Annotated in this window: 26 protein-coding genes; 9 read left to right on the forward strand and 17 right to left on the reverse strand. The window is 68.5% G+C overall.

The window, feature by feature from the left end:
* Positions 1-34: 34 nt before the first annotated feature.
* The 6 genes from Q1W68_RS18435 to Q1W68_RS14430 all read right to left on the reverse strand — a co-directional run bounded on the left by Q1W68_RS18435 (position 35) and on the right by Q1W68_RS14430 (position 6,582).
* A complete protein-coding gene (locus Q1W68_RS18435; protein ID WP_366146709.1) occupies positions 35-1,663 on the reverse strand; it encodes an MFS transporter in 1,629 nt (542 codons plus the stop codon).
* Positions 1,664-1,681: 18 nt separating this feature from the next.
* Positions 1,682-2,950 carry a nitrate/nitrite transporter gene (locus Q1W68_RS18440; RefSeq protein ID WP_366146711.1) on the reverse strand — a complete coding sequence of 423 codons (1,269 nt, stop codon included), beginning with the start codon at positions 2,948-2,950 and terminating at the stop codon, positions 1,682-1,684.
* A gap of 164 nt (positions 2,951-3,114) precedes the next feature.
* A complete protein-coding gene (locus Q1W68_RS14415; protein ID WP_300654898.1) occupies positions 3,115-3,444 on the reverse strand; it encodes a cupin domain-containing protein in 330 nt (109 codons plus the stop codon).
* A 13-nt stretch (positions 3,445-3,457) separates the two neighbouring features.
* Positions 3,458-4,153 (reverse strand): response regulator, encoded by a 696-nt coding sequence (locus tag Q1W68_RS14420; RefSeq protein WP_300654901.1) that lies wholly within the window; start codon positions 4,151-4,153, stop codon positions 3,458-3,460.
* A complete protein-coding gene (locus Q1W68_RS14425; RefSeq protein WP_300654903.1) occupies positions 4,150-6,060 on the reverse strand; it encodes a type IV pili methyl-accepting chemotaxis transducer N-terminal domain-containing protein in 1,911 nt (636 codons plus the stop codon). Before Q1W68_RS14425 ends, Q1W68_RS14420 begins: the two co-directional genes overlap by 4 nt.
* A gap of 9 nt (positions 6,061-6,069) precedes the next feature.
* Positions 6,070-6,582: an Rrf2 family transcriptional regulator gene (locus Q1W68_RS14430; protein WP_300716988.1), complete on the reverse strand. Its 513-nt coding sequence runs from the start codon at positions 6,580-6,582 to the stop codon at positions 6,070-6,072.
* 110 nt (positions 6,583-6,692) lie between these two features.
* Here Q1W68_RS14430 and ytfE point away from each other — a divergent pair, with 110 nt between their 5' ends.
* The 3 genes from ytfE (at position 6,693) to Q1W68_RS14445 (ending at position 8,263) form a co-directional block, all read left to right on the forward strand.
* Positions 6,693-7,391 (forward strand): iron-sulfur cluster repair protein YtfE, encoded by a 699-nt coding sequence (gene ytfE / locus Q1W68_RS14435; RefSeq protein WP_300654907.1) that lies wholly within the window; start codon positions 6,693-6,695, stop codon positions 7,389-7,391.
* A gap of 81 nt (positions 7,392-7,472) precedes the next feature.
* Complete coding sequence (locus Q1W68_RS14440; RefSeq protein WP_300654910.1) at positions 7,473-7,880, forward strand: SirB2 family protein; 408 nt, start codon at positions 7,473-7,475, stop codon at positions 7,878-7,880.
* A complete protein-coding gene (locus tag Q1W68_RS14445) occupies positions 7,877-8,263 on the forward strand; it encodes a YbaN family protein (RefSeq protein ID WP_300654912.1) in 387 nt (128 codons plus the stop codon). The genes Q1W68_RS14440 and Q1W68_RS14445 overlap by 4 nt, the downstream gene beginning before the upstream one ends.
* Before the next feature lies 1 nt (position 8,264).
* On the opposite strand, the gene Q1W68_RS14450 is transcribed toward Q1W68_RS14445, so the two are convergent.
* From Q1W68_RS14450 to Q1W68_RS14465, 4 genes are all read right to left on the reverse strand, one after another.
* Positions 8,265-9,461, reverse strand: coding sequence for a phosphoglycerate kinase (locus Q1W68_RS14450; RefSeq protein ID WP_300717017.1), 1,197 nt, complete (start codon positions 9,459-9,461; stop codon positions 8,265-8,267).
* 66 nt (positions 9,462-9,527) lie between these two features.
* Positions 9,528-10,280 (reverse strand): cytochrome b/b6 domain-containing protein, encoded by a 753-nt coding sequence (locus Q1W68_RS14455; protein ID WP_300654917.1) that lies wholly within the window; start codon positions 10,278-10,280, stop codon positions 9,528-9,530.
* 17 nt (positions 10,281-10,297) lie between these two features.
* Positions 10,298-10,795 (reverse strand): diheme cytochrome c, encoded by a 498-nt coding sequence (locus Q1W68_RS14460; RefSeq protein ID WP_300654918.1) that lies wholly within the window; start codon positions 10,793-10,795, stop codon positions 10,298-10,300.
* Positions 10,796-10,805: 10 nt separating this feature from the next.
* A complete protein-coding gene (locus tag Q1W68_RS14465; RefSeq protein ID WP_300654920.1) occupies positions 10,806-11,216 on the reverse strand; it encodes a DUF1924 domain-containing protein in 411 nt (136 codons plus the stop codon).
* 140 nt (positions 11,217-11,356) lie between these two features.
* Here Q1W68_RS14465 and Q1W68_RS14470 point away from each other — a divergent pair, with 140 nt between their 5' ends.
* Genes Q1W68_RS14470 through Q1W68_RS14480 form a run of 3 tightly spaced genes read left to right on the forward strand, consistent with a single transcriptional unit; the run spans position 11,357 to position 13,725 of the window.
* Positions 11,357-11,680, forward strand: coding sequence for a PepSY domain-containing protein (locus tag Q1W68_RS14470; protein WP_300654922.1), 324 nt, complete (start codon positions 11,357-11,359; stop codon positions 11,678-11,680).
* A 12-nt stretch (positions 11,681-11,692) separates the two neighbouring features.
* The gene (locus Q1W68_RS14475) at positions 11,693-12,355 is read left to right on the forward strand and encodes a response regulator transcription factor (RefSeq protein ID WP_300654924.1); all 663 of its coding nucleotides are present in this window, start codon (positions 11,693-11,695) and stop codon (positions 12,353-12,355) included.
* Positions 12,352-13,725 (forward strand): sensor histidine kinase, encoded by a 1,374-nt coding sequence (locus tag Q1W68_RS14480; protein ID WP_300654926.1) that lies wholly within the window; start codon positions 12,352-12,354, stop codon positions 13,723-13,725. The genes Q1W68_RS14475 and Q1W68_RS14480 overlap by 4 nt, the downstream gene beginning before the upstream one ends.
* Here the strand turns inward: Q1W68_RS14480 and Q1W68_RS14485 are convergent.
* From Q1W68_RS14485 to Q1W68_RS14495, 3 genes are all read right to left on the reverse strand, one after another.
* Positions 13,703-15,430: a phosphoethanolamine--lipid A transferase gene (locus tag Q1W68_RS14485; RefSeq protein WP_300654928.1), complete on the reverse strand. Its 1,728-nt coding sequence runs from the start codon at positions 15,428-15,430 to the stop codon at positions 13,703-13,705. The genes Q1W68_RS14480 and Q1W68_RS14485 overlap by 23 nt on opposite strands.
* Before the next feature lie 66 nt (positions 15,431-15,496).
* Complete coding sequence (locus Q1W68_RS14490) at positions 15,497-16,849, reverse strand: HAMP domain-containing sensor histidine kinase (protein ID WP_300659727.1); 1,353 nt, start codon at positions 16,847-16,849, stop codon at positions 15,497-15,499.
* Positions 16,846-17,550, reverse strand: coding sequence for a response regulator transcription factor (locus tag Q1W68_RS14495; RefSeq protein WP_300654968.1), 705 nt, complete (start codon positions 17,548-17,550; stop codon positions 16,846-16,848). Before Q1W68_RS14495 ends, Q1W68_RS14490 begins: the two co-directional genes overlap by 4 nt.
* A 97-nt stretch (positions 17,551-17,647) precedes the next feature.
* On the opposite strand from Q1W68_RS14495, the gene Q1W68_RS14500 reads away from it, so the two are divergent.
* Positions 17,648-18,403, forward strand: a complete 756-nt coding sequence (locus Q1W68_RS14500) for a phosphatase PAP2 family protein (RefSeq protein ID WP_300654932.1) — start codon at positions 17,648-17,650, stop codon at positions 18,401-18,403.
* A gap of 6 nt (positions 18,404-18,409) precedes the next feature.
* On the opposite strand, the gene Q1W68_RS14505 is transcribed toward Q1W68_RS14500, so the two are convergent.
* The 4 genes from Q1W68_RS14505 to def are packed head-to-tail and all read right to left on the reverse strand — an operon-like array spanning position 18,410 to position 21,011.
* Complete coding sequence (locus tag Q1W68_RS14505; protein WP_300654934.1) at positions 18,410-18,745, reverse strand: AzlD domain-containing protein; 336 nt, start codon at positions 18,743-18,745, stop codon at positions 18,410-18,412.
* Complete coding sequence (locus Q1W68_RS14510) at positions 18,738-19,481, reverse strand: AzlC family ABC transporter permease (protein WP_300654935.1); 744 nt, start codon at positions 19,479-19,481, stop codon at positions 18,738-18,740. Before Q1W68_RS14510 ends, Q1W68_RS14505 begins: the two co-directional genes overlap by 8 nt.
* The gene (fmt, locus tag Q1W68_RS14515; RefSeq protein WP_300654937.1) at positions 19,481-20,461 is read right to left on the reverse strand and encodes a methionyl-tRNA formyltransferase; all 981 of its coding nucleotides are present in this window, start codon (positions 20,459-20,461) and stop codon (positions 19,481-19,483) included. The genes Q1W68_RS14510 and fmt overlap by 1 nt, the downstream gene beginning before the upstream one ends.
* A 28-nt stretch (positions 20,462-20,489) precedes the next feature.
* Positions 20,490-21,011 (reverse strand): peptide deformylase, encoded by a 522-nt coding sequence (gene def, locus Q1W68_RS14520; protein WP_300716989.1) that lies wholly within the window; start codon positions 21,009-21,011, stop codon positions 20,490-20,492.
* A gap of 276 nt (positions 21,012-21,287) precedes the next feature.
* On the opposite strand from def, the gene Q1W68_RS14525 reads away from it, so the two are divergent.
* Both Q1W68_RS14525 and dprA read left to right on the forward strand, forming a co-directional pair.
* The gene (locus tag Q1W68_RS14525) at positions 21,288-22,538 is read left to right on the forward strand and encodes a LysM peptidoglycan-binding domain-containing protein (protein WP_300654942.1); all 1,251 of its coding nucleotides are present in this window, start codon (positions 21,288-21,290) and stop codon (positions 22,536-22,538) included.
* 4 nt (positions 22,539-22,542) lie between these two features.
* Positions 22,543-23,646 carry a DNA-processing protein DprA gene (gene dprA, locus Q1W68_RS14530; RefSeq protein WP_300654944.1) on the forward strand — a complete coding sequence of 368 codons (1,104 nt, stop codon included), beginning with the start codon at positions 22,543-22,545 and terminating at the stop codon, positions 23,644-23,646.
* Positions 23,647-23,653 lie beyond the last annotated feature (7 nt).

The following is a 23,653-nucleotide window of genomic DNA, read 5'->3' on the forward strand; positions in this document are numbered from 1 at the left end:
GAAGCTCCGGGAAATTCGTGACTCGGGGGGTGCATCAAGGGTTCTTCACGTACGCGTTCGTGCGCAGGTAGAACCACCAGTTGAGGACCAGGCACAGCGCATAGAACACGGCGAAGCCGTACATCGCGAACTGCGGCGTGCCGGCCTTGATCTGCTGGCCGATCACCACCGGCGCGATGAAGGCGCCGTAGGCGGCGACGGCCGACGTCCAGCCGAGCACCGGGCCGGCCTGCTGGCGGTCGAAGATGACGCCGATGGTGCGGAAGGTCGAGCCGTTGCCGATGCCGCTGGCAAAGAACAGCACGATGAACAGGCCGATGAAGGCGGGGAAGTACTGCTCGGGCGTGGCCGAGCCGTAGGCCTGCATCATCACGTAGCCCACCGCCACCGAGGCCATCACCATCACCGCCGAGATGACCTGGGTGACGATGGAGCCGCCGACCTTGTCGGAGATCCAGCCACCGATGGGGCGCACCGCGGCGCCCACGAAAGGACCGATCCAGGCGTAGGTCAGGGCCGAGGGGGCGTTCGGGTTTTTGAGTGTGTGCGTCATCACGCCGGCCGCGTCCGCCACATGCTGGAAGCCGAAGATCACCGTGATGGCCAGCGGCAGCACCATCGAGAAACCGATGAAGGAGCCGAAGGTGACGATGTAGAGCGCGGTGAGCGACCAGGTGTGCTTGTTGCTGAAGATCGCGAACTGCTTGGCGACGTTTTCCTTCATGGCACCGAAGGCGGCCAGGCGCATCATCAGCAGCGCCAGGATGATGTCCAGCGGGATGGCGACCCACATGTTCAGGATGCCCAGGCCGGTGGGGGCCGGCAGGTACAGCCAGAGCATGAAGATGGCCGGGATGAAGGCCAGCGTGTAGAGGTAGGTCACCTTGGCGAACGCGACCAGCGGGTGGCCGGTGTCGGGCGACACGGTCTTGAGGTTGTTCATGCCGAACCAGGCCAGGATCGACAGCGGCACCAGCGAGATCACCCAGGCGAAGCCCGCGTTCTGGATCCAGGTGGGCGTGCCGGCGGCGATCTTGCCGAAGATCCAGCCGCTGTCCTTCACCAGCGTCATCGACTCACCGCCGAAGGCGCCGAGCAGCGGCAGCGTCATCACCAGCGGGATGACGATCTGCATGGTGGTCACACCGAAGTTGCCCAGACCGGCGTTGAGACCGAGCGCCGTGCCCTGCAGGCGTTTGGGGAAGAAGGTGCTGATGTTGGACATCGAGCTGGCGAAGTTGCCGCCACCCACACCGGACCACAGCGCCAGCAGCTGGAACGACCACAGCGGCCACTCGGGGTGCTGCAGCGCAAAGCCGGTGCCGATCGCCGGGGCCAGCAGCATGGCGGTGGTGAGAAAGATCGTGTTGCGCCCACCCGCCAGCCGCACCAGGAAGGACGCCGGGATGCGCATGGTGGCGCCCGAGATGCCGGAGATGGCGGTGAGCGTGAACAGCTCGGCCTGGGTGAAGGGGAAGCCCAGGTTGAGCATCTGCACCGTGATGATTCCCCACATGCCCCACACCGCAAAGCCGCACAGCAGGGCCGGCACGGAGATCCAGAGGTTGCGGTAGGCGATGCGCTTGCCGGTGCTGTTCCAGAAGGTCTCGTCTTCGGGGCGCCAATCGACGATGTCCGGCCCGACTTGTTTGGTTTGGTTCATGGTGTGACTGACACGACGTCAGTTCTGAAGGGAAAAGGGTTTGGCGTTGGCGCCCATGACCTCGGTCTGGCGGACCTCGGTCCAGTACATCCAGATGAGCGAGACCCAGACCACGCCGTACATCAACATGAAGGCGCTGGAGCGGATGCCGGTGAGGTCCATCAACACCCCGAACAGGATGGGCAGCACGAAGCCCCCCAGGCCACCGGCCAGGCCGACGATGCCGCTGATGGCACCGATGTTTTTCGGGTAGTCGTCGCTGATGTACTTGAAGACACTGGCCTTGCCGAAGGCCCAGGCGATGCCCAGGATGAACATCAGGCCGGTGAAGAGATAGACGTTGAGGCCGATGTGGAAAGTTTTGGGCCCATCCACCGTCGCCACGGTGAAATCGGTCTGCGGATACGAGAGCAGGAAGAGGCAGATCCAGCTCACCCACAGCACCCACCAGGTGACCTTGTGCGCGCCGAACTTGTCCGACATCACGCCACCCACCGCGCGCAGCACGCCACCGGGCAGCGAGAAGCAGGCCGCCAGCAGTGCGGCCACGCGGATGTCCAGACCGAACTCGCCCACGTAGTACTGCACCATCCAGAGCGAGAGCGCCACGTAGCCGCCGAAGACGATGCTGTAGTACTGGCAGTACTTGAGCACCTTGGGGTCCTTGAGCGCCTTGAGCTGGTCCGTGAAGGACACGTTGCTCGGCACCAGGTGGTCGGGGTTGCTGTAGGTGAAGAGCCAGAACAGCACCACCGTGCCCAGCATGATGGCCGCGTACACCTGCGGCACCATGGCCCAGCCAAAGGCCACCAGCAGCACCGGGGCCACGAACTTGTTGACCGCTGCGCCCGAGTTGCCCGCGCCGTACACGCCCATGGCCATGCCCTGGCGGTGCTTGGGGAACCAGCGCGCCACATAGGGCGTGCCGACCGAGAACGATCCGCCCGCGAGGCCCACGAACAAACCGATGGTGAGGAAGTGCCAGTAGGCGGTGGCGTAGCTCATGAGCCAGATCGCCGGCACGGTGGTGGCCATGAGCAGGGCCATCACGATGCGGCCACCGTAGCGGTCGGTCCAGATGCCCAGCGGCACGCGAACCAGCGAGCCGGTGAGCACCGGTGTGGCCATGAGCAGGCCGAACTGGGTGGAGTTGAGGTCGAGCGCCTTCTTGATCGGGATGCCGATGACGCCGAACATCATCCACCCCATGAAGCACACGGTGAAGGCCAGCGTGCTGACGATCAGCACGGACCACGCTTTTTTGTCGTTGTTCAGTTCAGAAGCCATGTTGTCTTTCTCCACGCGGGGCATGGCAAGACTGTCGGCGCTGGGCGCGCTGGTGGCTATCCGCCTCCCGGGTGGCGGGGGCGGCTCTGAAGAACGATGGGGAAAGGACGCAGGGCGTCCGGAAGAACTACCGCGGCTCTTTTGCAGCCGTCAGTTGATCTGGATCAATGCACGAGAACGATCGTGACCAGCACGCTGGCGTCTTCCGCCGCGAGCAGGCTGTGCGGTACGCCGCCGCGCAGGAAGAGCAGTTGCCCGGCCTGCAGCCGCTGCACGCCTTCGGGTGTTTCGAAATCGATCACACCTTCGAGGCATTGCACGGTGATCTCTCCCGGGACCTGGTGCATCGGCATGCCCTTGCCCAGCGGCAGCCGCAGGCGGATGACTTCGAGCTGCTCCGACTTGAAGAGCGCCACGGACTGCGTGCTGAGCGCGTCGCCGCCCTGGTTCAGGAGGTTGGCCATTTCGCCGGAGTCGAGGTGGTGCAGTGCCATGGGGGTGTCCTGGTCAGGCGTGGCGGGCGGCGAACACCGCTGCCTGCACACGCGAGGTGAGGTGGAGTTTGCGCAGGATGTGCTGCACGTGGATCTTGACTGTGGTCTCGGCGATGTCGAGCTGGCGGGCGATGTGTTTGTTGCTGTCGCCCCGTGCGATCAAATGCAGGATTTCAAGTTCCCGCACCGACAGCGAGGCGAGTTCGGCGCCGGAGGTGGCCGTGGCGGTGGACGCCGGCGCGTCGGGCGCGGCTCCGTTGGCGGGTGGCTGCGAGCGCAGCGCCGACACCAGCTTGGTCGTCATCTCGGGGCTGACCACCGACTCGCCGTCCATCACCTTGACGATGGCCTCGCACAGGTGGTGCGACTCCACCGTCTTGAGCAGATAACCGTCGGCACCGGCCTTGAGCGCGGCCACCAGGTCGGCCTCGTTCTCGCTCACGGTGAGCATGAGCACGCGGCTGCCCGGCGCGGCCTCGCGCAGCGCGGGGATGGCGTCCACGCCCAGCACACCGGGCAGGTGGTTGTCGAGCAGGATCACGTCGGGCCGCCGGCGGGCCGCACAGCGCAGCGCCTCGCCCACGTCGCCCGCTTCGCAGGTCACCTCGAAGCGCGGGTCCTGCTCAAGCAGGGCCATGAGCCCGCGGCGGAACAGGGAGTGGTCGTCCACAACGAGCAACTGGATCGGGCGGGCAGGCGTGTCGGTCATGGGGCGCTGTGTTCGGTGGCGGGGGCGGTGGTCGGGCTGGCCGCCACCGGGTGGGGTGGCAGGGTCAGGGTCACGGTGGTGCCTTGCCCGGGGTCGGAGCTCACCTCGACACGCGCGCCGATGAGGGCGGCACGCTCGCGCATGATCTTCAGCCCCACGTGGGACTCGTCGGGCGTGTCCAGCGTGTCGAAGCCCGCGCCGTCGTCGCGCACACGAAAGCGCCAGTGCGCGCCCTTGATCACATCGAGCTGCACATGGCCGGCTCCCGCGTGCTTGCGCACGTTGGAGAGCGATTCCTGCAGCACATGCAGCACCTGCACCTGCACGTCGGCCGGCAGGGGCAGGCCGTGGCCCTCGACGTGCAGCTTCGCGCTCAATCCGGTCTGGTGCTGGAACTTCTGCAGCGTCTCCTGCAGCGCACGTTCGATGTCGTCGGTGTTGGTGCGGGTGCGAAAGTGCACCAGCAGTTCACGCACGTCGTTGATGCTCTCGCGCAGGCCTTCGTCGAGTTCATCGAGCGTGCTCATCACCCGCGCGTCCTGGCCCTTGCTCGCCGCGTTGCGCAGCAGCTGCACCTGGATCTTGAGAAAGGCCAGCGACTGCGCGATGGAGTCGTGCAGCTCGCGTGCAATCAGCGCGCGCTCTTCGCCCACCGCGGCCTCTCGCTCCAGCGCCGAAGCGCGCAGGCTCTCCAGTGCGTTGGCCAGGTGGCTGGCCAGCGCGTCGAGCAGCTCGGTCTCGCCAGCGCTCAGGCTGGTGTGCGAGCGGTAGAACAGATTGACCTCGCCGATGAGGCGCTGCTGCAGGCGCACCGGCACGCTCACCAGCGTCTCGAAGCCGGCGCGCACGCAGTGGCGCACCTCCTGCTCGTCGTGGCTGCGGATGGGAATCACCCTCGTGCGTGCATCGGGTTGCAGGTTGCCGCAGGCGCAGGCCCCGGCCAGCAGGCTGCGCTCCTCCTCCACCATCTCCTGCGGAAAACAGTCGGAGGCCAGCATCATGTACCGCTGGCTGGCCTCGTCGCTCCAGCGCACCGCCACCGCGTCGGCTTTCACCACCGCGCGCACGCGCTGGGCGAAGCCGCGCGAGAGTTCTTCGATGCTGCCGGCATGCGCCATGAAGGCGCTGACCTCGTACAGCGTCTCCAGTCGCGCGCGCTGTGCCTCGATGTGGCGTGTCTTGGTTTCGACCTGGCTCTCCAGACCGGCGTACATCGACTGCAGCGTGGCCGCCATGCGGTTGAAGCCCGCCGCCACCTGGCCGAACTCGTCGAGCGTCTCGACCTCCACACGCGCCTTGAAGTCGCCCGACTCCAGCCGGCGCAAGCCCTGGCGCAGGTGGGCGAGCGGGTTGATCACGTACATGTAGCCGGTGTATAGCATCACCACCGCGCCGCAGATGGCCAGCGCCATCATGAGGAACTGGAACAGGTTGAGGATGGCGGTGAAACCGGAGAGCTGTTTTTCAATCGCCAGCACCAGGGCATCGATGGCCTCGACGAAGGTGTCGGCCGCGGCCAGCGCCTGCGCCGGCTCGGGCGCTGTGTCTTGCAGCCACAAGGGGCGCTGGTTCTGCCACAGCGCCTCCACGGTGGCGAATTCGCGAGCCACCGCGTCGTCCCAGGGCACGAAGAGCGGGCGGCTGGCATCGCCCTGGCGCAGCAGCTCCAGGCTCTGGTCGAACTGCTGCACCAGCGCCGCCACGTCCTGCGGTGCACGCCCGGCCTGCGCCACGCTGGTGAGGCGCCAGGTCTGCATGCGCATGCGCCCGGCTTCGTTCACCGCGGCCGCACCGCCTTCAAGCTGCCAGGTCACCCACAGTGTGAGGCCGATCGACGCGAGCGCGACGAGCAGCAACCCGGCGCCGATGCGCACCAGTTTGGTCGACAGCGAAGCGGTGGACACCATCGACGCAGGTTAGCGGCTTTCGCCGCCGGCAGATACCCGTGTGCGACGGGCTGCAAGCTCGGGCGGGCGGGGCAGGCCGGGCAGAAAGTGCACCCGCTGGTTGCGCGCACCCGGCGCGGGCGCGACCAGGTCGGCCAGCGTCACGCTGTCGAGCACCTCCAGATAGCGGTCCATGGCCTCGCGCAGCGCCGTCTTGAGGCGGCAGTGGCCGTCGAGGCGGCAGCTGTTGTGCTCGGCGTCGAAGCATTCCACCAGGGTGAAGTCGCTCTCGGTCTGGCGAACCACCTCGCCCACCACGATGGTGTGTGCCGGCTTGAGCAGGCGCAGGCCACCCCCACGCCCGCGCGTGGTCTCCAGCAGGCCCAGGCCGGAGAGCGTCATCACGATCTTGGTGAGGTGGCTGCGCGAGATGCCGTGGGCCTCGGCGATTTCACCCACGGTGGCGCGCTGCTCGCGCTGTTCGCTGGCGGCGCAGTACATCAGCACGCGCAGGCTGTAGTCGGTCCATTGGGTCAGTCGCATGCCGCATCCTCCTGATGGCCGATGTCCGTGTGGATGGTCTGAATGTTCATGTTGTCTGCATTTTATGCCTTAATATATTCATACCAAATGAACATTCAAGGACCTTGACCATGAACACCACCTTCGCCCCCGCCGACACCCTGGAGCGTGCCAGCCAGCCCATTGGCCATATCGCTGTTGCGTTGCCGGGTTCCACCGCTGTGTTCCGCCGCCTCAAGCTCGACTTCTGCTGTGGCGGCCAGATCGCCCTGCAGCAGGCCTGTGACAACAAGGGCCTCGACGTGGACGCGGTGCTGGCCGAGCTCGCGCGGCTGGACCGCCCGGACGCGCCCGCAGTGCCGCAAGCCCCGGCCGAGATGATCGACCACATCCTCACGCGCTACCACGCGGTGCACCGGGAGCAGTTGCCCGAGCTGATCCGCATGGCGCGCCGGGTGCAGGCGGTGCACCGCGAGCACCCCGATGTGCCCACGGGTCTGGCCGAACACCTCGAAGCCATCGAGACCGAAATGCTGGAGCACATGGCCAAGGAGGAAAACATCCTCTTCCCCATGCTCAAGGCGGGTGGGCGCGGCATGGCGGTGCACCCCATCGGCGTGATGCGCGAGGAACACACCAGCCACGGTGAACAGCTTGATCGCCTGATGGCGCTGACGCACGACGCCACGCCACCCGAAGGCGCGTGCAACACCTGGCGCGCGCTCTACGCCGGCATTGACCAGTTTGCCGACGACCTGATCGCCCACATCCACCTGGAAAACAACCAGCTGTTTCCGCAGTTCGAACCCCGGCCGGCAGCCTGCTGCTGAGGGCCCAGCGGTGCCGCCCTTGGGTGGGAGCGGCTATGCTGGCAGCGACCCGCAACGCCCGCCCGACCACCCACACCCCCCATGCCAACCCCGGACATCGCCTGGGCCTACCCGCTGCTGCTCAAGAGCCACCTCGGCCTGGTCGTGACCAGCGTGGGCCTGTTCTCTGTGCGTGCACTTGCCGCGCTGCAGGGCCAGGTCTGGCCGTTTCGCAAGGGCTGGCGCCGCGCGAGCGAGGGGGTCGACACCGCGTTGCTCACGGCCGGCGCGGGCCTGTGGTGGCTGCTGCAGCTCAACCCGCTGCACACGCCCTGGTTCGGCCTCAAGCTCGGCCTGCTGGTGGTCTACATCGCGCTGGGCACGGTGGCCATGCGCAGCACCGCATCCACCCCGGTGCGTGCGCTGTGCCTGCTGGCCGCGCTGCTCTGCGTCGCCTTCATGGCTTCGATGGCGCTGGCGCGCCATCCTCTGGGCTGGTGGGCGCCATGAGCCTGCACCGTTCGAGCGCGGTTCGCTGGCTGCTGTGGCTGGCGGGCAGTGTGGCGCTGGCGCTGGGCCTCATCGGCGTGGTGCTGCCCGGCCTGCCGACCACGCCCTTCATCCTGCTGGCCGCCGCCTGCTACGCCAAGGCCTCGCCCCGGCTGCACGGCTGGCTGCTCAACCACCGTTTTCTCGGCCCCATGGTGCGCGACTGGGAAGCGCACCGCAGCCTCACACGCCGCAGCAAAACCGTGGCACAGGTGAGCATGGTGGTGATGGTGGGCCTGTCGGCGTGGGGACTGCGCGAGCGGCCGGTGGTGCTCGCGATCGTGTTGATCGCAGCACTCATCGGCGTGTGGGTGGTGGCGCACATTCCCACCCGAAAACCTTGATTCAGCCCTGGGCTCTTCTCGCCAGAACTTCAAACGCCGGCAAGGTCTTGCCTTCCAGCACTTCCAGGAAAGCACCACCGCCGGTGGAGATGTAGCCCACGTCCTTCTCGATGCCGTATTTGGCAATGGCCGCCAGCGTGTCGCCGCCACCCGCGATGCTGAAGGCGCTGCTCCTGGCAATCGCTTCGGCGATCACCTTGGTGCCGTTCTCGAAGGCCGCGAACTCGAACACGCCGACCGGGCCGTTCCACACAATGGTGCCGGCCTTCATCAGCTGCTCGGCCAGCTTGGCCGCGGTCTGGGGGCCGATGTCGAGGATCAGGTCGTCGTCGGCCACGTCGGTGGCGGCTTTCACCGTGGCCACGGCGTCGGCGCTGAAGCCCTTGGCGGTCACCACGTCGGTGGGAATCGGCACCTCGGCGCCGCGCGCCTTCATGGCGTCGATCACGGCCTTGGCCTCGTTCACCAGGTCGGCCTCGGCCAGGCTCTTGCCGATCTTCAGGCCCGCCGCGAGCATGAAGGTGTTGGCGATGCCGCCGCCCACGATGAGCTGGTCGACCTTGCTCGCCAGGCTCTTCAGGATGGTGAGCTTGGTGCTGACCTTGCTCCCGGCCACGATGGCCACCAGCGGGCGCTTGGGCGCGAGCAGCGCGGCGGCAATCGCGTCCATCTCGGCGGCCAGCAGCGGACCGGCGCAGGCAATCGGTGCGGTCTCGGCGATGCCGTAGGTGGTGCCCTCGGCGCGGTGCGAGGTGCCGAAGGCGTCGTGCACAAAGATGTCGCACAGGGCACCGAGCTTCTTCGCGAGTTCGGGGCTGTTCTTCTTCTCGCCCACGTTCAGGCGGCAGTTTTCCAGCAGCACCACCTCACCGGGCGCCACCGAAAAATCGCCATCGACCCAGTCGGCCACCAGGCGCACCGGGCGGTTCATCAGCGCCGACAGGCGCGCGGCCACGGGCTGCAGCGAGTCTTCGGGCTTGAACGCGCCCTCGGTGGGACGGCCCAGGTGCGAGGTGACCATGACGGCCGCGCCCGCGTCGAGCGCCATCTGGATCGCCGGGATGCTCGCGCGGATGCGGGTGTCCTCGGTGATGCGACCCGTGTCGTCCTGTGGCACGTTGAGGTCGGCCCGGATGAAGACGCGCTGGCCCTGGACGCGGCCACTGGAGCAGAGATCGGAGAAGCGGATGAAGGACATGGTGCTGTGCAGGTGGGTGGATGACAAACCCACGCATTGTAGGAAAGGCCCTTCCTCAGCCCTCCCTCAATCGTCATCCTCGTGGTCCGACTGCCCTGCCAGCAGACCGCTCCATACCTGGGCCGACACCAGGCCTTTGGGCGACTGCTGCCACTGCCAGGCGCCGAACGCCAGCACCGCGGCCAGCAGCACCACCGCCAGCCAGACCCGGTTGTGCTTCACCAGGCTCGGGCCTGGACCCTCCACGCGGCCGGTGAGCATGGGCAGCGCCTGGTTCTTGCGGCGCAGCAAGCTCAAGCCCGCGATCAGCGCGATGTGGCCGAGCACGACCACCAGGAAGGCCTCGCCGAAGAACTCGTGCACGTCTTCCAGCCAGTCGCCCCAGTCGTTGTAGCTGCCGTAGCCGCTGAGCGTGAGCGGCACCATCATCACCAGCAGCGCGAACACGGCGAGTGCCATCAGCAGGTTCTGACCCTGGCGCCAGTGGATGGCTGTCAGACCCGGCGCCGAGGTGAATGAACGCAACCACGCCGGTGCGCCCGCGAGCTTGCGCCAGAGCTGACCCAGGCCCGCCTGGCGCGGCCCGAGGAGGCCGTACAGCAAGCGAAACGCGAGCAGCCCGGCCAGGGTGTAGCCCAGGGTGACGTGCAGCAGCCGCCAGCGTTCACCGTCGGCGGTGATGTAGGCGCCCACGAAGCTCAGTGCGAAAAGCCAGTGGAACATGCGCATGGGCGCGTCGATGACGAGCCGCGTGGGCACAGGCAGGGCACGTGTGGCCTCGGGGCGGGTGGAAGTGTTGAAGTCGGGTGCGGTGTGCATGGTCGTCTTTCAGAAGTTCAGTCGTCCCAGCCGCGGCGCAGCCGCGCGTCCAGGCCCGGCGGGAAACGGAGGTTGTCGTCGTCGTACAGGCCCTGGTGGGCGCCGGTGTGGCAGGCGGCGCAGTTGGCCGCGCTCTTCACGCTGGCGTGTTTCCACACGGCGGGGTCGATGCCCCGGTGCTTGCGCTCGAACCAGGCGGAGCGCGTGATGCGGTCCTGCGGGGGCTCTTCGTTCACGCGCTTGTAGGTGCCCGCGTGCGTCTGCAGCCACTGGCCGAGTTGGGTGACGGTGGCGGCGTCGAGCGAGGCGTCGGTGCCGAAGTGCTGGTCGAGCCCGCCCATGATGCGTTGCCACGAACGCGCCGGCAGCATGCCCGGCGGGTAGGCGGTGTGGCAGGCAGCGCACTCCTGCGTGTAGGCCTGCGGCACGCTGCGCGGCATCATCGGGCCGCTGTCGGCGTGGGCGGTGGTCAGGCCGGCGAGGGCCATGACCAAGGCAGTGGAGATCGTTTTCATGGAGCGGCTTTCAGGGTTTGAGGCTGAGCAGGTACGCCATCACGTCGGCCTTCTCGGCGGCGCTGCATTCGCGGCTAAGCACGTCCTTGCAGTTGCGGCGGAACCACTTGTCCGACTTGGCGGCATCGGTGAAGGCCTGGGCGTTGAAGGCCGGCGCCAGCGGGGCGATGGGCTTGGCCGTGCTCGCGTGTTCGCCCTGGCGTGTGGGCGGTGTGCCGTGGCACGAAGCGCAGGACCATTCACCCCCGTGGCGCTGGTTGAAGAAAGCCTGGCCTTTGGACGCGTTGCCCGGCGCGCCGGCTTGCGCGCTCCAGCGGCTGAGCTGCTCGGCCGGCGTGGTGTCGCCGGCGTGGGCGGCCACCGCTTCGAGGGCCAGCAGCGCGAGGGCTGCGAGTCGGAGAACTTGGGATGCGGGGTTCATGGCGTGCGTCGAGTGATCGGGGTGAAGGCATCTTGCGAAACCCCGGCTGTACGGCACCTGAAGCGCGCGTTCATCGGGCGTTCAGGTTCGACCCGCACAATGGTCCGGCGCATGGTCAGCCCTTTGCTGCCTGCCCCACCGTGAAACCACCGCGCTCCTCAACCCTCCCGTTCATCGCGCTGACCAGCCTGCTGGCCGGCGTGTTGCTCAGCTCGCCTGCGAGCGCCAGCGACCGGGACCACGACCGGGCGCGCGCGGCCGTGAAAGCGGGTCAGGTGGTGCCGCTGCGCACCGTGCTCGAACGCCTGGAGCGCGAGCACCCGGGCCAGGTGCTGGACGTGGAGCTGGAGGACGAAGACGGCCGGCTGGTGTACGAAGTCAAGCTGCTGCAGGGCGACGGGCGGCTGGTGAAGCTCGAACTCGACGCCAGGACCGCCACCGTGCTGCGCCGCAAGGAACGTTGAGCCCACCCACCCATGCGCATCCTGCTGGTTGAAGACGACCCCACCCTGCGCGCGCAGCTGCGCACGGGCCTGCATGAGGCCGGCTACGCGGTGGACGAGGCCGACAACGGACGCGACGCGCACTTTCTGGGCGACACCGAAGCCTTCGACGCGGTGGTGCTCGACCTCGGCCTGCCAGTCCTCGATGGCCTGAGCGTGCTCAAGCGCTGGCGCAATGCAGGCCGGGTGGTGCCGGTACTCATCCTCACCGCGCGCGACAACTGGAGCGAGAAGGTGGCCGGCATCGACGCCGGTGCCGACGACTACCTCACCAAACCTTTCCACATGGAAGAGCTGCTGGCGCGCCTGCGCGCGCTCATCCGCCGCGCCGGTGGCCTGGCCTCGCCGCTGCTGCAGTGCGGCGAGCTGGCGCTGGACACGCGCAGCGGCCGCGTGACGCTGCAGGGCCAGACCGTGGCGCTGACCAGCCACGAATACAAGGTGCTTGAGTATTTGATGCACCGCCCGGGCGCGGTGGTTTCGCGCACCGAACTCACCGAACACATCTACGCGCAGGACTTCGAGCGCGACTCCAACACCATCGAGGTGTTTGTCGGCCGGCTGCGCAAGAAGCTGCCGCCCGCGCTGATCGAGACTGTGCGCGGGCTGGGCTACCGGCTGGTACCGCCGCCATGACACGCTGGACCGGCTCGCTGCGGATGCGCCTGCTGCTGGGTACCCTGGTGGCGCTCGCGCTGGCGCTGCTGCTGGCCGGCGTGGTGCTCGGGGGCCTGTTCCGCGACCACGTGATGCGCCAGTTCGAGACCACGCTCACCCAGCAGCTCGACCAGCTCACCGCGCGGCTGGTGTTCGACGCCGGCGGCCAGCCGCAGATCGATCCGCAGGCGCTGTCGGACCCGCGCTGGCAGCGGCCGTTTTCCGGTCTGTACTGGCAGCTGGACCAGCTCAGTGCGGACGGCCAGAGCCGCAGCGGCGTGCTGCGCTCGCGCTCGCTGTGGGACAGCAGTCTCACGCTGCAAGCCGACGCGATGGCCGATGGCGGCATCCATGTGCACGAAGGGCTGGGCCCGCAAGATGCGCCGGTGCTGATGCTGGAGCGCACGGTGCGCGCGGCGGAGACGCCCGACGCGCAATGGCGCCTGATCGTGGCGGGCGACCTGCAGCAAACCGCCCAGGCGATCGACCGCTTTCGCGGCGTGCTGGCGCTGTCGCTGCTGATCCTGCTCGCGCTGCTGGCGCTGGCGGCGCTGGCGCAGGTGCTGGTGGGTCTGGCGCCGTTGCGCGCCCTGCAACGCGCGCTCAACGAGGTGCGTCAGGGGCGCGTGCAGCGCCTGCAAGGCGACTTTCCCTCGGAGGTCCAACCCCTGATCAACGACTTCAACCAGGTGCTGGCCACCAACGCCGAGGTGGTGGCGCGCGCCCGCACCCACGCGGGCAACCTGGCCCATGCGCTGAAGACACCGCTGGCGGTGATGGCGCAGGCCGCCAGCGCCGGTGCGGCGGATCTGCCGGCGCTGGTGCAGGCGCAGGTGGCGGCGTCGCGGCGCCACATCGACGCCCACCTCAGCCGTTCGCGCGTGGCGGCCTCGCTCCAGTTGCCCGGCCAACGCACGCCGCTGGCTCCCGTGCTCGCGGGACTGCTGCGTGTGATGGAGCGCGTCCATGCCGAGCGCCATCTCGCCTTCACGCTGGCGCCCATGGACGACTCACTGGCCTTCGCCGGCGAAGAACAGGACCTGCAGGAGATGCTGGGCAACCTGCTGGACAACGCCGGCCTGTGGGCGCGCAGCGCGGTGCGGATCGGCGCGGCCCGTGAAGGCGAAACGCTGGTGATCACGGTGGACGACGACGGCCCGGGCATCTCGGCAGCGCAGCGCGACGCGGTGCTGGCGCGCGGTGCGCGGCTGGACGAATCGGCTCCGGGCAGCGGCCTGGGCCTGGCCATCGTGGCCGATCTGGCCCGCCTCTATGGTGGCGACATCGCGCTGGAGCGCAGTGCGCTCGGTGGGCTGTGCGCCCGCCTCAGTTTGCCGCGGTCGGCGTGACCGGAGCGAGCTGCGCGTAAGACGCCACGCACGGCGCGAGGATGTCGAGCGCCAGTTCGTGCGCCTGGGTCTGCACATCCATCAGGCCGAGCACCGAATGAAACAGGTTGTCGTGCGAGAGCGGCTTGTCGGCCTGGGCCTTCAAGCACGCCTGCCCCACGCCACTGCGCTGCTGCAGGCCCGGCGAGAGCCAGGCCACCATGGGCACATGGGTCTGCTGCTGCGGCGCCATGGCGTAGGGCACACCGTGCAGGTACAGCCCCTTTTCGCCGAGCGATTCGCCGTGGTCGGACAGGTAGATCAGGCCGGTGGCGTTGGCGCCGCTCTGCTCGCGCGCCTTGAGCCACCGCAGCGACAGGTCCAGAAAATGGTCGGTGTAGGCGATCGAGTTGTCGTAAGCGTTGACCAGTTGCTCGGGCGGGCAGTCGGACAGCGTGTTGCTGGTGCACTCGGGCATGAAGGGTTTGCGGTCGGGGGACGAGCGCTTGTAATAGGCCGGTCCGTGGCTGCCCATCTGGTGCATCACCAGCACCACGCCGCGCGCGCGGCGTACCGGGTCGAGCGCGGCGATGCGTTCGTCCAGGCCGTCAAGCATGGCGGGGTCCAGACACTCTCCGCTGTCGCAAAGACCGGGGATCTTGAGGTCGAGCGTGCTGGCGTTGGGCACCCGGGCGCACACGCCCTTGCAGCCGGCCTGGTTGTCGATCCACAGCACGGCCAGACCCGCGCGCTGCAGCACGTCGAGCAGGTTCTCGTGCTCGGGCGTCTGGTCGCCGCCCTGCGCGCGCGTGAGCGGCGAGAACAGGCAGGGCACCGAGACCTTGGTGTTGGTGCCGCACGATTGCACCTGGCTGAAGTTGACCAGGCCTTCCTCGGCCTGCCAGCGCGCGAGCGCCGGCGTGGTGTGGCGCGCGTAACCGTTGAGGCCGAAGTTCTGTGCGCGCGCGGTCTCACCCACCACCAGCATCAACAGCGGTGGTTGGCCCTGACTGGTGTAGCTGGTGCCGAGCCGGGCGTCCTCGCCCACGGGCTTGAGGGTCTGCACCTGTTTGGGCAACTGGTCGATGGCCAGGCGGCTGCCCGCATACAAGGTGTTGACCGGGTTGATCATGTAGCGCAGCTCCTTGTGGTTGCGCATGAGGGACGCCAGGTCCTGGTAGGTCACCAGGGTGGCCACGACCACGACGACCACGCCGACCAGGGCGCCCAGCGCGTTGCGTCCGGTCTGCGGCAGCCAGCTGCGCGTGGCCAGGGGCCGGCGCCAGATCGCCCACAGCGGCAGGCCCGCCACCAGCAGCACGGTCAGCGGCAAGGCCCAGGACATCAGATCGCGCACCTCGCGCACATCGGTCTGCACCACGTTGGCCATCATGGTCGGGTCGATCACCGCGCCGTACTGCAGCATGAAGTGGGTGTTGAAGGCGCTCACCAGCACCAGGGCCGTGGCGACGGGGCGGAACACGCGCGGCCAGGCCAGCAGCGAGAGCAGGGCCGCCGTGACACCCACCACCACCAGGCCGAAACCCCCCAGCAGCGCCAGGCGCTGCGTTGGCGTGCCGGCCAGCTCGTTCACACGCAGCCACAGCGGCAGGTTGCCGGCCACGGCCAGCCACAGCGCGAGCAGCCACACGGAGGTGGCGGGGCGCCAGGTGGGCTGGGAAAGGCGGGTGCCGGACGGCAGCGCCGGGGAAAGAGTCGAAGACATGGGCGAAGCTTCTGAAGTCGGAACATGCCGACCCCGACAGCTTCGCGCCCGCGGGTTAAGTGATCCTTATGGCGCCGGGCGCGGCCAGCGCAGCGTGAAGCGCGTGGTCATGGGCGCTTCGCCGGTGTCGCGCTCCAGCGTGGCACCCAGCTGCTCGGCGATGCGCTGGACCAGGCGCAGGCCCAGCCCCAGGCCCGACGTGCTGTGTGCCGCAACGGGCGCAGGCGCACCGGGCCGCTGGCCATCGTCGCTGACCGAGACGCCGGCTTCGCTGGCGCTTTGCCAGACCTCCACCACCACCTGCGTGTCGGCCGGGGTGTGGCGCAAGGCGTTCTCGATCAGGTTGCGCAAGGCCAGCTCCAGCAGCATGGGCTGCACGTGCAGGACCACCGGCGCGTCGGGCTGCTCCAGCGACAGCTCGTGGCGGCTCTCGAAGCCCTCTTGCGCGTGGGACGCGATCAGGTCGGCGGCCGCCTCGCCCAGGGCCACGTCCTTCCAGGCCTCACGGCCCGAGCCGTCGCGCTGCGCGCGCGCAAGTTCGAGCAACTGCGACAGGATGTGGCCGGCCCGCAGCGCGGAGGCCTCCAGCTGCGCCAGCCGTTCGGGCGAGGGGTCGTGTTGGGCCGCACTGGCCTGCAACGACAGGGCCGCCAGCGGCGTGCGCAGTTCGTGCGCCACGTCCGACGCAAATTCGCGCTCGCGCCGGGCCTGCATCTGCAGCGAATCCACCAGCGTGTTGATGGCGCGCACGGTGCTGGAAAACTCGTGGAAGCGGTGCGCCGTGTCCAGGCGCTGACCGCCCAGCCCGTCGAGCGCGGCCACGTCGCGCGAGAGGCGCACCAGCGGACTCAGACCCCGGCGCAGCGCCCACCACAGCAGCAGCGCCACCAGCGGCAGCACCAGCAAGGCCGGCCGCGCCAGCTTGAGCGCCATGTCGCGACCGAGGTCCACCCGGTGGTCCAGGTCCATCAGCACCGCCACGAAGTCGGCCGCGTGTTCGTCCTGCCCCGGGGCGGCGTACACCCGCCAGCGCACCTCGCCGTTGCCGGTGGTCTGCACCCGGTTGGAGAACCCCCGCGCGGGCGGATCGCTCAACCCGAGGCTGCCGGCCAGGTTGTGCGTGTCGGTGAACAGCTCACCATCGACCCAGTGCAGCACGGCCACGTCCTGCACGTAGGCGCGGCTGCGGCTGGAGGCGATGGGCTCGGGAATGGACAGGGTCTTGTCGGGCTCGACCGACAACCACAGGCGCGCCACCGCTTCGAGCTGGCCGTCGGTGATCTCTTCGGCCTCGTGGTGACCGGTGTACCAGGCCACCAGCAGCAGCGTGGTCCACACCACCAGCAAGGCACCCACCACCCAGGCCCAGAGGTAGCGCCACAGGGTGGGCAGGCGCGCGCCCGGTGCGGGCGTCGTCATGCGGGCGGGTCTTGTTGCGGCACAAAGTAGCCCACGCCGCGCACCGTCTTGATGAGCGACTCACCCAGCTTGCGCCGCAGGTGGTGGATGTGCACTTCGATCGCGTTGCTCTCCAGCGCCTCGCCAAAACCGTACAACGACGACTCCAGGCGCGACTTGGACAGCACCTGGGGTCGCGCCTGCAGCAAGGCCATCAGCAACGCAAATTCCTTGCCGCCCAGCGGCACCAGCTCGCCCGCGCGCAGCACGGTGTGGGAGGCCGGGTCCACCACCAGCTCGCCATGGGCGATCACCGGGCTGCTGCGCCCGCTGGCCCGGCGCAACATGGCGCGCAGGCGCGCCAGCAGCTCGGTGGCATCAAAAGGTTTGACGATGTAGTCGTCGGCGCCGCTGTCCAGACCGCTCACGCGATCGCTCACACCGTCGCGGGCGGTCATGATCAGCACCGGCAGGTCGTTGCGCGGCAGCGCGGTGCGTCCGGCCACTGGCGGGGCCTGGCGGCGCAGGCGCGCCAGCAGATCGAGGCCGTCCCCATCGGGCAGGCCGAGGTCGAGGATCAACACGTCCACCGGCTCCACCGACAACACATGCCACGCCGCCTCCAGCGTGCCGCACACGTCCACCGCGTAGCCGGCTTGCTTGAGCGACGCCTGCAGGCCGCTGGCGATGCCGGGGTCGTCTTCCACCACGAGTGCGCGCATTGTTGGGTCGGACATCAGGTCCGCAGGTTGAGGGAGCTGTTCATTATGAAGACGCTGCTTAAGACGCACTTAACGAGCGCCACCGAGACTGGCACCCATGAACCGCTCCGGCTCCACAGCCGTCCCGCTCGACCCACCCGCCGCTGCCCCGGCCGCACCCGCCATCGCCCTCTGGTGGCTGGGGGCGCTGCTGCTGACCGGGCTGTGGGACATCGGCGGACTCGATCTGGCGGTCATGCGCCGGATCGGCACGACCACCGGCTTTCCCTTGCAGCACACCTGGGTGCTCGAGCGGGTGCTGCACGAGGGTGTGCGCCAGGCCGCCACCGGCCTCTTTGTGCTGATCGGGGTCTGGGCGCTGTGGCCCGTGCGCTGGAACCACGAACGCCTGTCGGTTCTCACCTTGCCCCGGCGCGAGCGCTGGGCGGTGTTGGGGCTGGTCACGCTGTCGCTGATCGTGGTCAACCTGATCAAGAACGCCAGCCAGACCAGTTGCCCGTGGGACCTGCAGGCCTTCGGCGGGCCGGCGGTGTATGTGTCGCACTGGACCTGGGGCCTGGCCGATGGCGGCACCGGGCGCTGTTTTCCCGGTGGTCACGCGTCCAGCGCGTTCGCCTTTCTGGCGCTCGGCCTGCCCTGGCTGATGCCACCCGAGGGCACATCACGCAGCCAGGTGGCGGGCTTGCGCTGGCTGCTGGCCGTGTTGTTCGCGGGCGCGGTGGCGGGCACGGTGCAGACCGTGCGCGGCGCCCACTACCCCAGCCACACGCTGTGGACGCTGGTGATCTGTGGTGGCGTTTCGTTGGCGCTCTGGCGCCTCATGCTTCCACGGCTGGTTCCAAAACCCGCCTGAACGCCCTCACCAGCCCAGCATCAGGCGCAGCGGCAGGTACACGGCGGTGCCACAGACGATGGTGCCCAGCACGCCGCGTTTCCAGAAAAACCACGCCATGCCCGCGAATGCAGCGAACAGGCGCGCGTCCTGCCAGGTGGTGATGAACACGCCCTGCGTGGTGACGATCTCCGGAATGACCACGGCCGCCAGCGCCGCGATGGGCGCGTACTGCAGGCCGCGCTGGGCCCAGTGCGGCAAGGTCCAGGGCTTGCTGGAGATGAAGAAAAAGCCGCGTGTGATCACGGTGATGCAACCGAGCAGCACGATGGTGAGCAGGGTCCAGGGGTCCAGGTCAAACATGGCGCACGCCACCCGCCGGGTCTTGCGGACCCAGTTTCTCCAGCACCAGGCAGATCGCCACCGCGCTGGCAATCGCCACCAGGATGTTGAGCTTGAGCGGCAACGCGATCGCCGCCACCGCCGCCGCGCCGGCCACCCCGGCAGAAACCACGCGCAGCCGGGAGGTGGCGAGCGAACACAACACGCCCAGCAAGGCCAGGATGCCGGCGAAGCCCAGGCCCCAGGCCACCGGGATCACGTTGGTCAGCGCGATGCCGAGCAGGCTGGCGCCCATCCACGACACGTAGTTCACCGCGCAGTTGCCCATCAGGTAGGCCTGCTGGCCCGCCAGTTCATCGGGCGTTGAACCCGGCTTGGGATACTTGCGCGCAAAGAACACATAGCTGAGGTCGGCGGTGATGTAGCCGGTGACCATGCGCTGCCAGCGCGGCAGGTGCATGAGGTAGGGCCGCAGGTGGGCGGAGAACACCACGAAGCGCAGGTTCACGCAGAACGCCGCGGCCAGGATCACCCACAGCGGCGCACCGGCCGCGATCATGGGCACGGCCGCCAGCTGGGCGCTGCCGGCGTACACGATCAGCGTCATGAGCACCGCCTCCAGCGGCGAGAGGCCGGACTGCACCAGCGACACGCCCGTCATCAAGCCCCAGGCGCCGATGCCCATGGCCACGGTGGTCTGCTCGCGAAAGCCTTGCCAGAACTCGGGGCGGCCGCGGTGCTCGCGCAGGAAAAACATCAGGCCGGCGCTTTCTGCGCGGGCGCTGCGTCGAACACATCACCGACTCGCAGCTCGTGGCCGCGCAGGAAGTCGGCCGCCGCCAGGCGCTTGCCGCCCGCGCGCTGCAGCTCGGTCAGCACCAGCACGCCATGGGCGGTCTGCACCTGAATACCGTCGTCGCCCAGTGCGAGCACCTGCCCCGGCGCCGCAACGGCCGACCCGTCCACCGCCCGGGCGGCCCACACCTTCACCGGCTCACCCGCGCGGGCCGTGGCGGCACCAGGAAACGGGTTGAACGCCCGTACCCGCCGCGCCAGCAGCTCGGCGGGTGCTGTCCAGTCGAGGGTGGCCTCGGCCTTGTCGATCTTGTGCGCGTAGGTCACGCCCTCGGTGGGTTGTTTCTGCGCACTCAGGCCACCGCAGGCGGCGATCTCCAGCGCCTCGACGACGAGCCGCCCACCGAGCACGGCCAGGCGGTCGTGCAGGCTGCCGGTGGTGTCGTCCGCGCGGATCGGCAGGCGCTCCACGAGCAGCATGTCGCCGGTGTCCAGCCCGGCGTCCATCTGCATGATGGTCACGCCGGTCTCCGTGTCGCCGGCCTCGATGGCGCGGTGGATGGGCGCCGCGCCGCGCCAGCGCGGCAGCAACGAAGCATGGATGTTCAGACACCCCAGACGCGGCACGTCGAGCACCCACTGCGGCAGGATCAGGCCGTACGCGGCGACCACCATCGCATCGGCCTGCGCGGCTTCGATGGACTCAAGCGCCGCCGCGGCGTCTTCGGGGTATTTGCCGTCCAGCCGGAGACTGCGCGGCTGCGCCACGGCGATGTGGTGCTGCAGCGCGAGCTGCTTCACGGGTGAGGCCTGCAGCTTCATGCCGCGGCCGGCCGGCCGATCGGGCTGGGTCAGCACCAGCGGCACCTGAAAACCAGCGGCCAACAAACGGGCCAGCGCCACGCTGGCAAATTCCGGCGTGCCGGCAAAGATGAGTTTCATGAAGAAAGGTCGAGACCGGACAAAGGCCTCAAGCCTTCATCGCCTCCCGCTGGGCCTTGACCATCTTGGACTTGATGCGCGTGCGCTTGAGCGGCGAGAGGTATTCCACGAACACCTTGCCCATCAGGTGGTCCATCTCGTGCTGGATGCACACGGCCAGCATGCCATCGGCCTCGATGGTGCGCTCGGCACCGCTCAGGTCTTGCGCCCGCACGCGCACGGACAGCGAGCGCTCCACGCCGTCGTAGATGCCGGGCACCGAGAGGCAGCCCTCTTCGCCCTTGCGCGTCTCGGGGCTGGCCCATTCGATCACCGGGTTGATCAGCACCATGGGCTGGTCGCGTGTCTCGCTCACGTCGATGACGATCAACCGTTCATGCACATCCACCTGCGTGGCGGCCAGGCCGATGCCGTGGGCGTCGTACATGGTGTCCAGCATCTGCCGGCTCAGCTGGCGGATGCGGTCGTCCACGGCCTTCACCGGGCGGGCCACGGTGTGCAAACGGGGATCGGGGTAGCAAAGGATGGGCAGCAGGGACGGCTGATTCATGGAAAAAATGGGGCAAACGGAGGGCTGACACGGCACCGCCCAATGTACCCGGGCGACGGCTGGCGGCCAGCCGGGGACGAGCGGAATACGGTGTCGACATTTTCGCCACTTTTGCCACGACGCGTGAAACCCCTCCGCCATAAACATTGCCTAATCAAAGGCTTGGGCGCAAAATCAAATGCGATTTGTCAAGACACGAGCGCCACCCGGAGGGCAGCTGTCGTTTCACCGAAACGCCCGCTGACAGCCGGCCATCGCCGCCCCAGGGGCCACCACATGCCATTGAAGAACCGCTTGCCTGCCGACTTCCGTTCCTCGCGCCCCACAAGCCACCTCCGGCCCCTGGTTTGGGCCGTTGCCCTGATCGGTGCTGCTGCTGCAGGCACGGTATCGGCACAAAACTTCCCCATCACGCCCGGCCAGCGCGCCACCGCCAGCCAGGTCGCGCAGACCGGCGTGCCGCTGTCCGAGCTGGCGCCCAACGCGCCCGACAGCTACACCATCAAACGCGGTGACACGCTCTGGGCCATCTCGGGCATCTTCCTCAAGACGCCCTGGCGCTGGCCCGAGCTCTGGGGCATGAACCTGGACGACATCCAGAACCCGCACCGCATCTACCCCGGGCAGGTCCTGTACCTCGACAAATCCAATGGCCGAGCCCGGCTGACCACACGCCAGCCCGGCAGCGGTGACGGCGAAACCGTGCGTGTGTCCCCGCGCACCCGCTACGACAGTCTGGCCGACTCGGCCATTCCGCCGGTGAACCTGCAGGCCATCGAAGCCTTCCTGACCGAACCCTTGATCGTGGATGAAGCCACGTTCTCGCGCGCACCGCGCATCGTCGCCACCCAGGAAAACCGCGTCATGCTCAGCCGGGGCGACCGCGCCTACGCCCGCGCGCAGTACGGCGACGGCCCTCAGGCCGAGCCCTTGACCGTGATCGATGGTCGGTCCACCCAGTACCGTGTGTTCCGCAACGCCACACCGCTGCGCGACCCCACGACCGCCGAGATCCTGGGCTACGAGGCGCAATACGTCGGCAAGGCCAGCGTGGTCAGCGGCGAGACCACCCGCCAGGGCGTCGGCCCCAAGGGCCAGGCCGTGACCGAAACGGTGCCAGCGGCGATCGATATCCTGGCTGCCAAGGAAGAAATGCGCGTGGGCGACCGCCTGCTGCCCGAGCCGCCGCGCGAGCTGACCAACTTCGTGCCGCGCGCACCGCAAAGCATTCAAACCGGACAGATCGTGTCGGTGTATGGCAACGCGGTGAACTTCGCCGGACAGAACCAGGTGGTCACGATCAACCGCGGCACCTCGCACGGTATCGAGCGGGGCCATGTGCTGGCGCTGCAGCGCGAGAGCAACCTCGTCACCGACACCACCGACGCCACGCGCCCACAGATTCGACTGCCCGGTGAGCGCAACGGCCTGATGATCGTCTTCCGCACCTTCGACAAGGTGTCCTACGGGCTGGTGCTGCAGATCACCGACAGCGTCAAAGTCGGCGACCGCTTCATCAACCCGTAAGGCGATGCAGCGGCAGGAGCTGGCCGCCTGGTTGCGGCTGCTGCTCACGCCCGGCGTGGGCAAGGAAACCGCCCGCAAGCTGCTGGCCGCGTTCGGCCTGCCGGAGGCTGTGTTCGCCCAGCCGCTGGATGCGCTGCAAACCGTGGTCGGGCCGAAGACCGCGCAAGCGTTGCAACGAACCCCCGACACGCTCGATGCGCAGGTGGCCCAGGTGCTGTCCTGGCTGGCCGAGGATGCCCGCCGCCACGTGTTGACACTGGCCGACCCGCGCTTCCCGCCCGAGCTGCTGCAGATGGCCGACCCACCGGTGCTGCTGTACGTGTTGGGCGATCTGGACGTGCTGGCCCACCCGCGCCGCCTGGCCATGGTGGGCAGCCGCAACCCCACGCCGCAAGGCGAAGCCAACGCCCACCAGTTCGCCCGCGCGCTGGGCGAAGCGGGTGTGTGTGTGGTTTCCGGTCTGGCGCTGGGGGTGGACGGCGCGGCGCACACGGGGGCGCTCGACGGTGGCGCGCCCACGATCGCGGTGGTGGGCACCGGTCTGGACCGCGTGTACCCGAGCCGTCACCTGGCGCTGGCGCACCGCATCGCCGCACACGGCGCCATCGTGAGCGAGTACCCGCTGGGCACGCCGCCGCTGAATGCCAACTTTCCCCAGCGCAACCGCCTGATCGCGGGCCTGTCACAGGGCACGCTGGTGGTGGAAGCGACCTTGAAATCGGGCTCGCTGATCACCGCCCGCCTGGCCGCAGAGCAAGGCCGCGAGGTGTTCGCCATCCCCGGCTCGATCCACGCACCACAGTCGCGCGGCTGCCATGCACTCATCCGCCAGGGCGCCAAGCTGGTCGAGTCGGCGCAGGACATCCTGGAAGACCTGCGCATGGTCGAGCCCCGTGGTCTGTCCGAATCGCCCGCAGAGGCGGCTGATGCCGGCGGCTCCGACAGCCTGCTCGGCGCGATGGGTTTCGACCCGGTGAGCCTCGATGCGCTGCAGGCCCGCACCGGGCTGGACACACCCCACCTGCAGGCGCGCCTGCTCGAACTGGAACTCGACGGCGCGGTGGGCCGCCTGCCCGGGGGCTTGTTTCAGCGCCTGGGTCGGGCCTGACGCGGGT

This window comes from Hydrogenophaga sp. (genome assembly GCF_030158645.1).
In the GTDB taxonomy this organism is placed as follows: Bacteria; Pseudomonadota; Gammaproteobacteria; order Burkholderiales; family Burkholderiaceae_C; genus Hydrogenophaga.

Coding starts and splice junctions, on each gene's coding strand:
- Q1W68_RS14460 (WP_300654918.1), bottom strand. CDS start 10,795: ATGAAAACGATCTCCACTGCCTTGGTCATGGCCCTCGCCGGCCTGACC.
- Q1W68_RS14480 (WP_300654926.1), top strand. CDS start 12,352: ATGACACGCTGGACCGGCTCGCTGCGGATGCGCCTGCTGCTGGGTACC.
- Q1W68_RS14455 (WP_300654917.1), bottom strand. CDS start 10,280: ATGCACACCGCACCCGACTTCAACACTTCCACCCGCCCCGAGGCCACA.
- Q1W68_RS14425 (WP_300654903.1), bottom strand. CDS start 6,060: ATGGTGTCCACCGCTTCGCTGTCGACCAAACTGGTGCGCATCGGCGCC.
- Q1W68_RS18435 (WP_366146709.1), bottom strand. CDS start 1,663: ATGAACCAAACCAAACAAGTCGGGCCGGACATCGTCGATTGGCGCCCC.
- Q1W68_RS14430 (WP_300716988.1), bottom strand. CDS start 6,582: ATGCGACTGACCCAATGGACCGACTACAGCCTGCGCGTGCTGATGTAC.
- Q1W68_RS14485 (WP_300654928.1), bottom strand. CDS start 15,430: ATGTCTTCGACTCTTTCCCCGGCGCTGCCGTCCGGCACCCGCCTTTCC.
- Q1W68_RS18440 (WP_366146711.1), bottom strand. CDS start 2,950: ATGGCTTCTGAACTGAACAACGACAAAAAAGCGTGGTCCGTGCTGATC.
- Q1W68_RS14500 (WP_300654932.1), top strand. CDS start 17,648: ATGAACCGCTCCGGCTCCACAGCCGTCCCGCTCGACCCACCCGCCGCT.
- Q1W68_RS14440 (WP_300654910.1), top strand. CDS start 7,473: ATGCCAACCCCGGACATCGCCTGGGCCTACCCGCTGCTGCTCAAGAGC.
- def (WP_300716989.1), bottom strand. CDS start 21,011: ATGAATCAGCCGTCCCTGCTGCCCATCCTTTGCTACCCCGATCCCCGT.
- Q1W68_RS14525 (WP_300654942.1), top strand. CDS start 21,288: ATGCCATTGAAGAACCGCTTGCCTGCCGACTTCCGTTCCTCGCGCCCC.
- Q1W68_RS14475 (WP_300654924.1), top strand. CDS start 11,693: ATGCGCATCCTGCTGGTTGAAGACGACCCCACCCTGCGCGCGCAGCTG.
- Q1W68_RS14415 (WP_300654898.1), bottom strand. CDS start 3,444: ATGGCACTGCACCACCTCGACTCCGGCGAAATGGCCAACCTCCTGAAC.
- Q1W68_RS14450 (WP_300717017.1), bottom strand. CDS start 9,461: ATGTCCTTCATCCGCTTCTCCGATCTCTGCTCCAGTGGCCGCGTCCAG.
- Q1W68_RS14510 (WP_300654935.1), bottom strand. CDS start 19,481: ATGTTTTTCCTGCGCGAGCACCGCGGCCGCCCCGAGTTCTGGCAAGGC.
- Q1W68_RS14505 (WP_300654934.1), bottom strand. CDS start 18,745: ATGTTTGACCTGGACCCCTGGACCCTGCTCACCATCGTGCTGCTCGGT.
- Q1W68_RS14420 (WP_300654901.1), bottom strand. CDS start 4,153: ATGACCGACACGCCTGCCCGCCCGATCCAGTTGCTCGTTGTGGACGAC.
- dprA (WP_300654944.1), top strand. CDS start 22,543: ATGCAGCGGCAGGAGCTGGCCGCCTGGTTGCGGCTGCTGCTCACGCCC.
- Q1W68_RS14445 (WP_300654912.1), top strand. CDS start 7,877: ATGAGCCTGCACCGTTCGAGCGCGGTTCGCTGGCTGCTGTGGCTGGCG.
- ytfE (WP_300654907.1), top strand. CDS start 6,693: ATGAACACCACCTTCGCCCCCGCCGACACCCTGGAGCGTGCCAGCCAG.
- Q1W68_RS14465 (WP_300654920.1), bottom strand. CDS start 11,216: ATGAACCCCGCATCCCAAGTTCTCCGACTCGCAGCCCTCGCGCTGCTG.
- Q1W68_RS14490 (WP_300659727.1), bottom strand. CDS start 16,849: ATGACGACGCCCGCACCGGGCGCGCGCCTGCCCACCCTGTGGCGCTAC.
- Q1W68_RS14495 (WP_300654968.1), bottom strand. CDS start 17,550: ATGCGCGCACTCGTGGTGGAAGACGACCCCGGCATCGCCAGCGGCCTG.
- fmt (WP_300654937.1), bottom strand. CDS start 20,461: ATGAAACTCATCTTTGCCGGCACGCCGGAATTTGCCAGCGTGGCGCTG.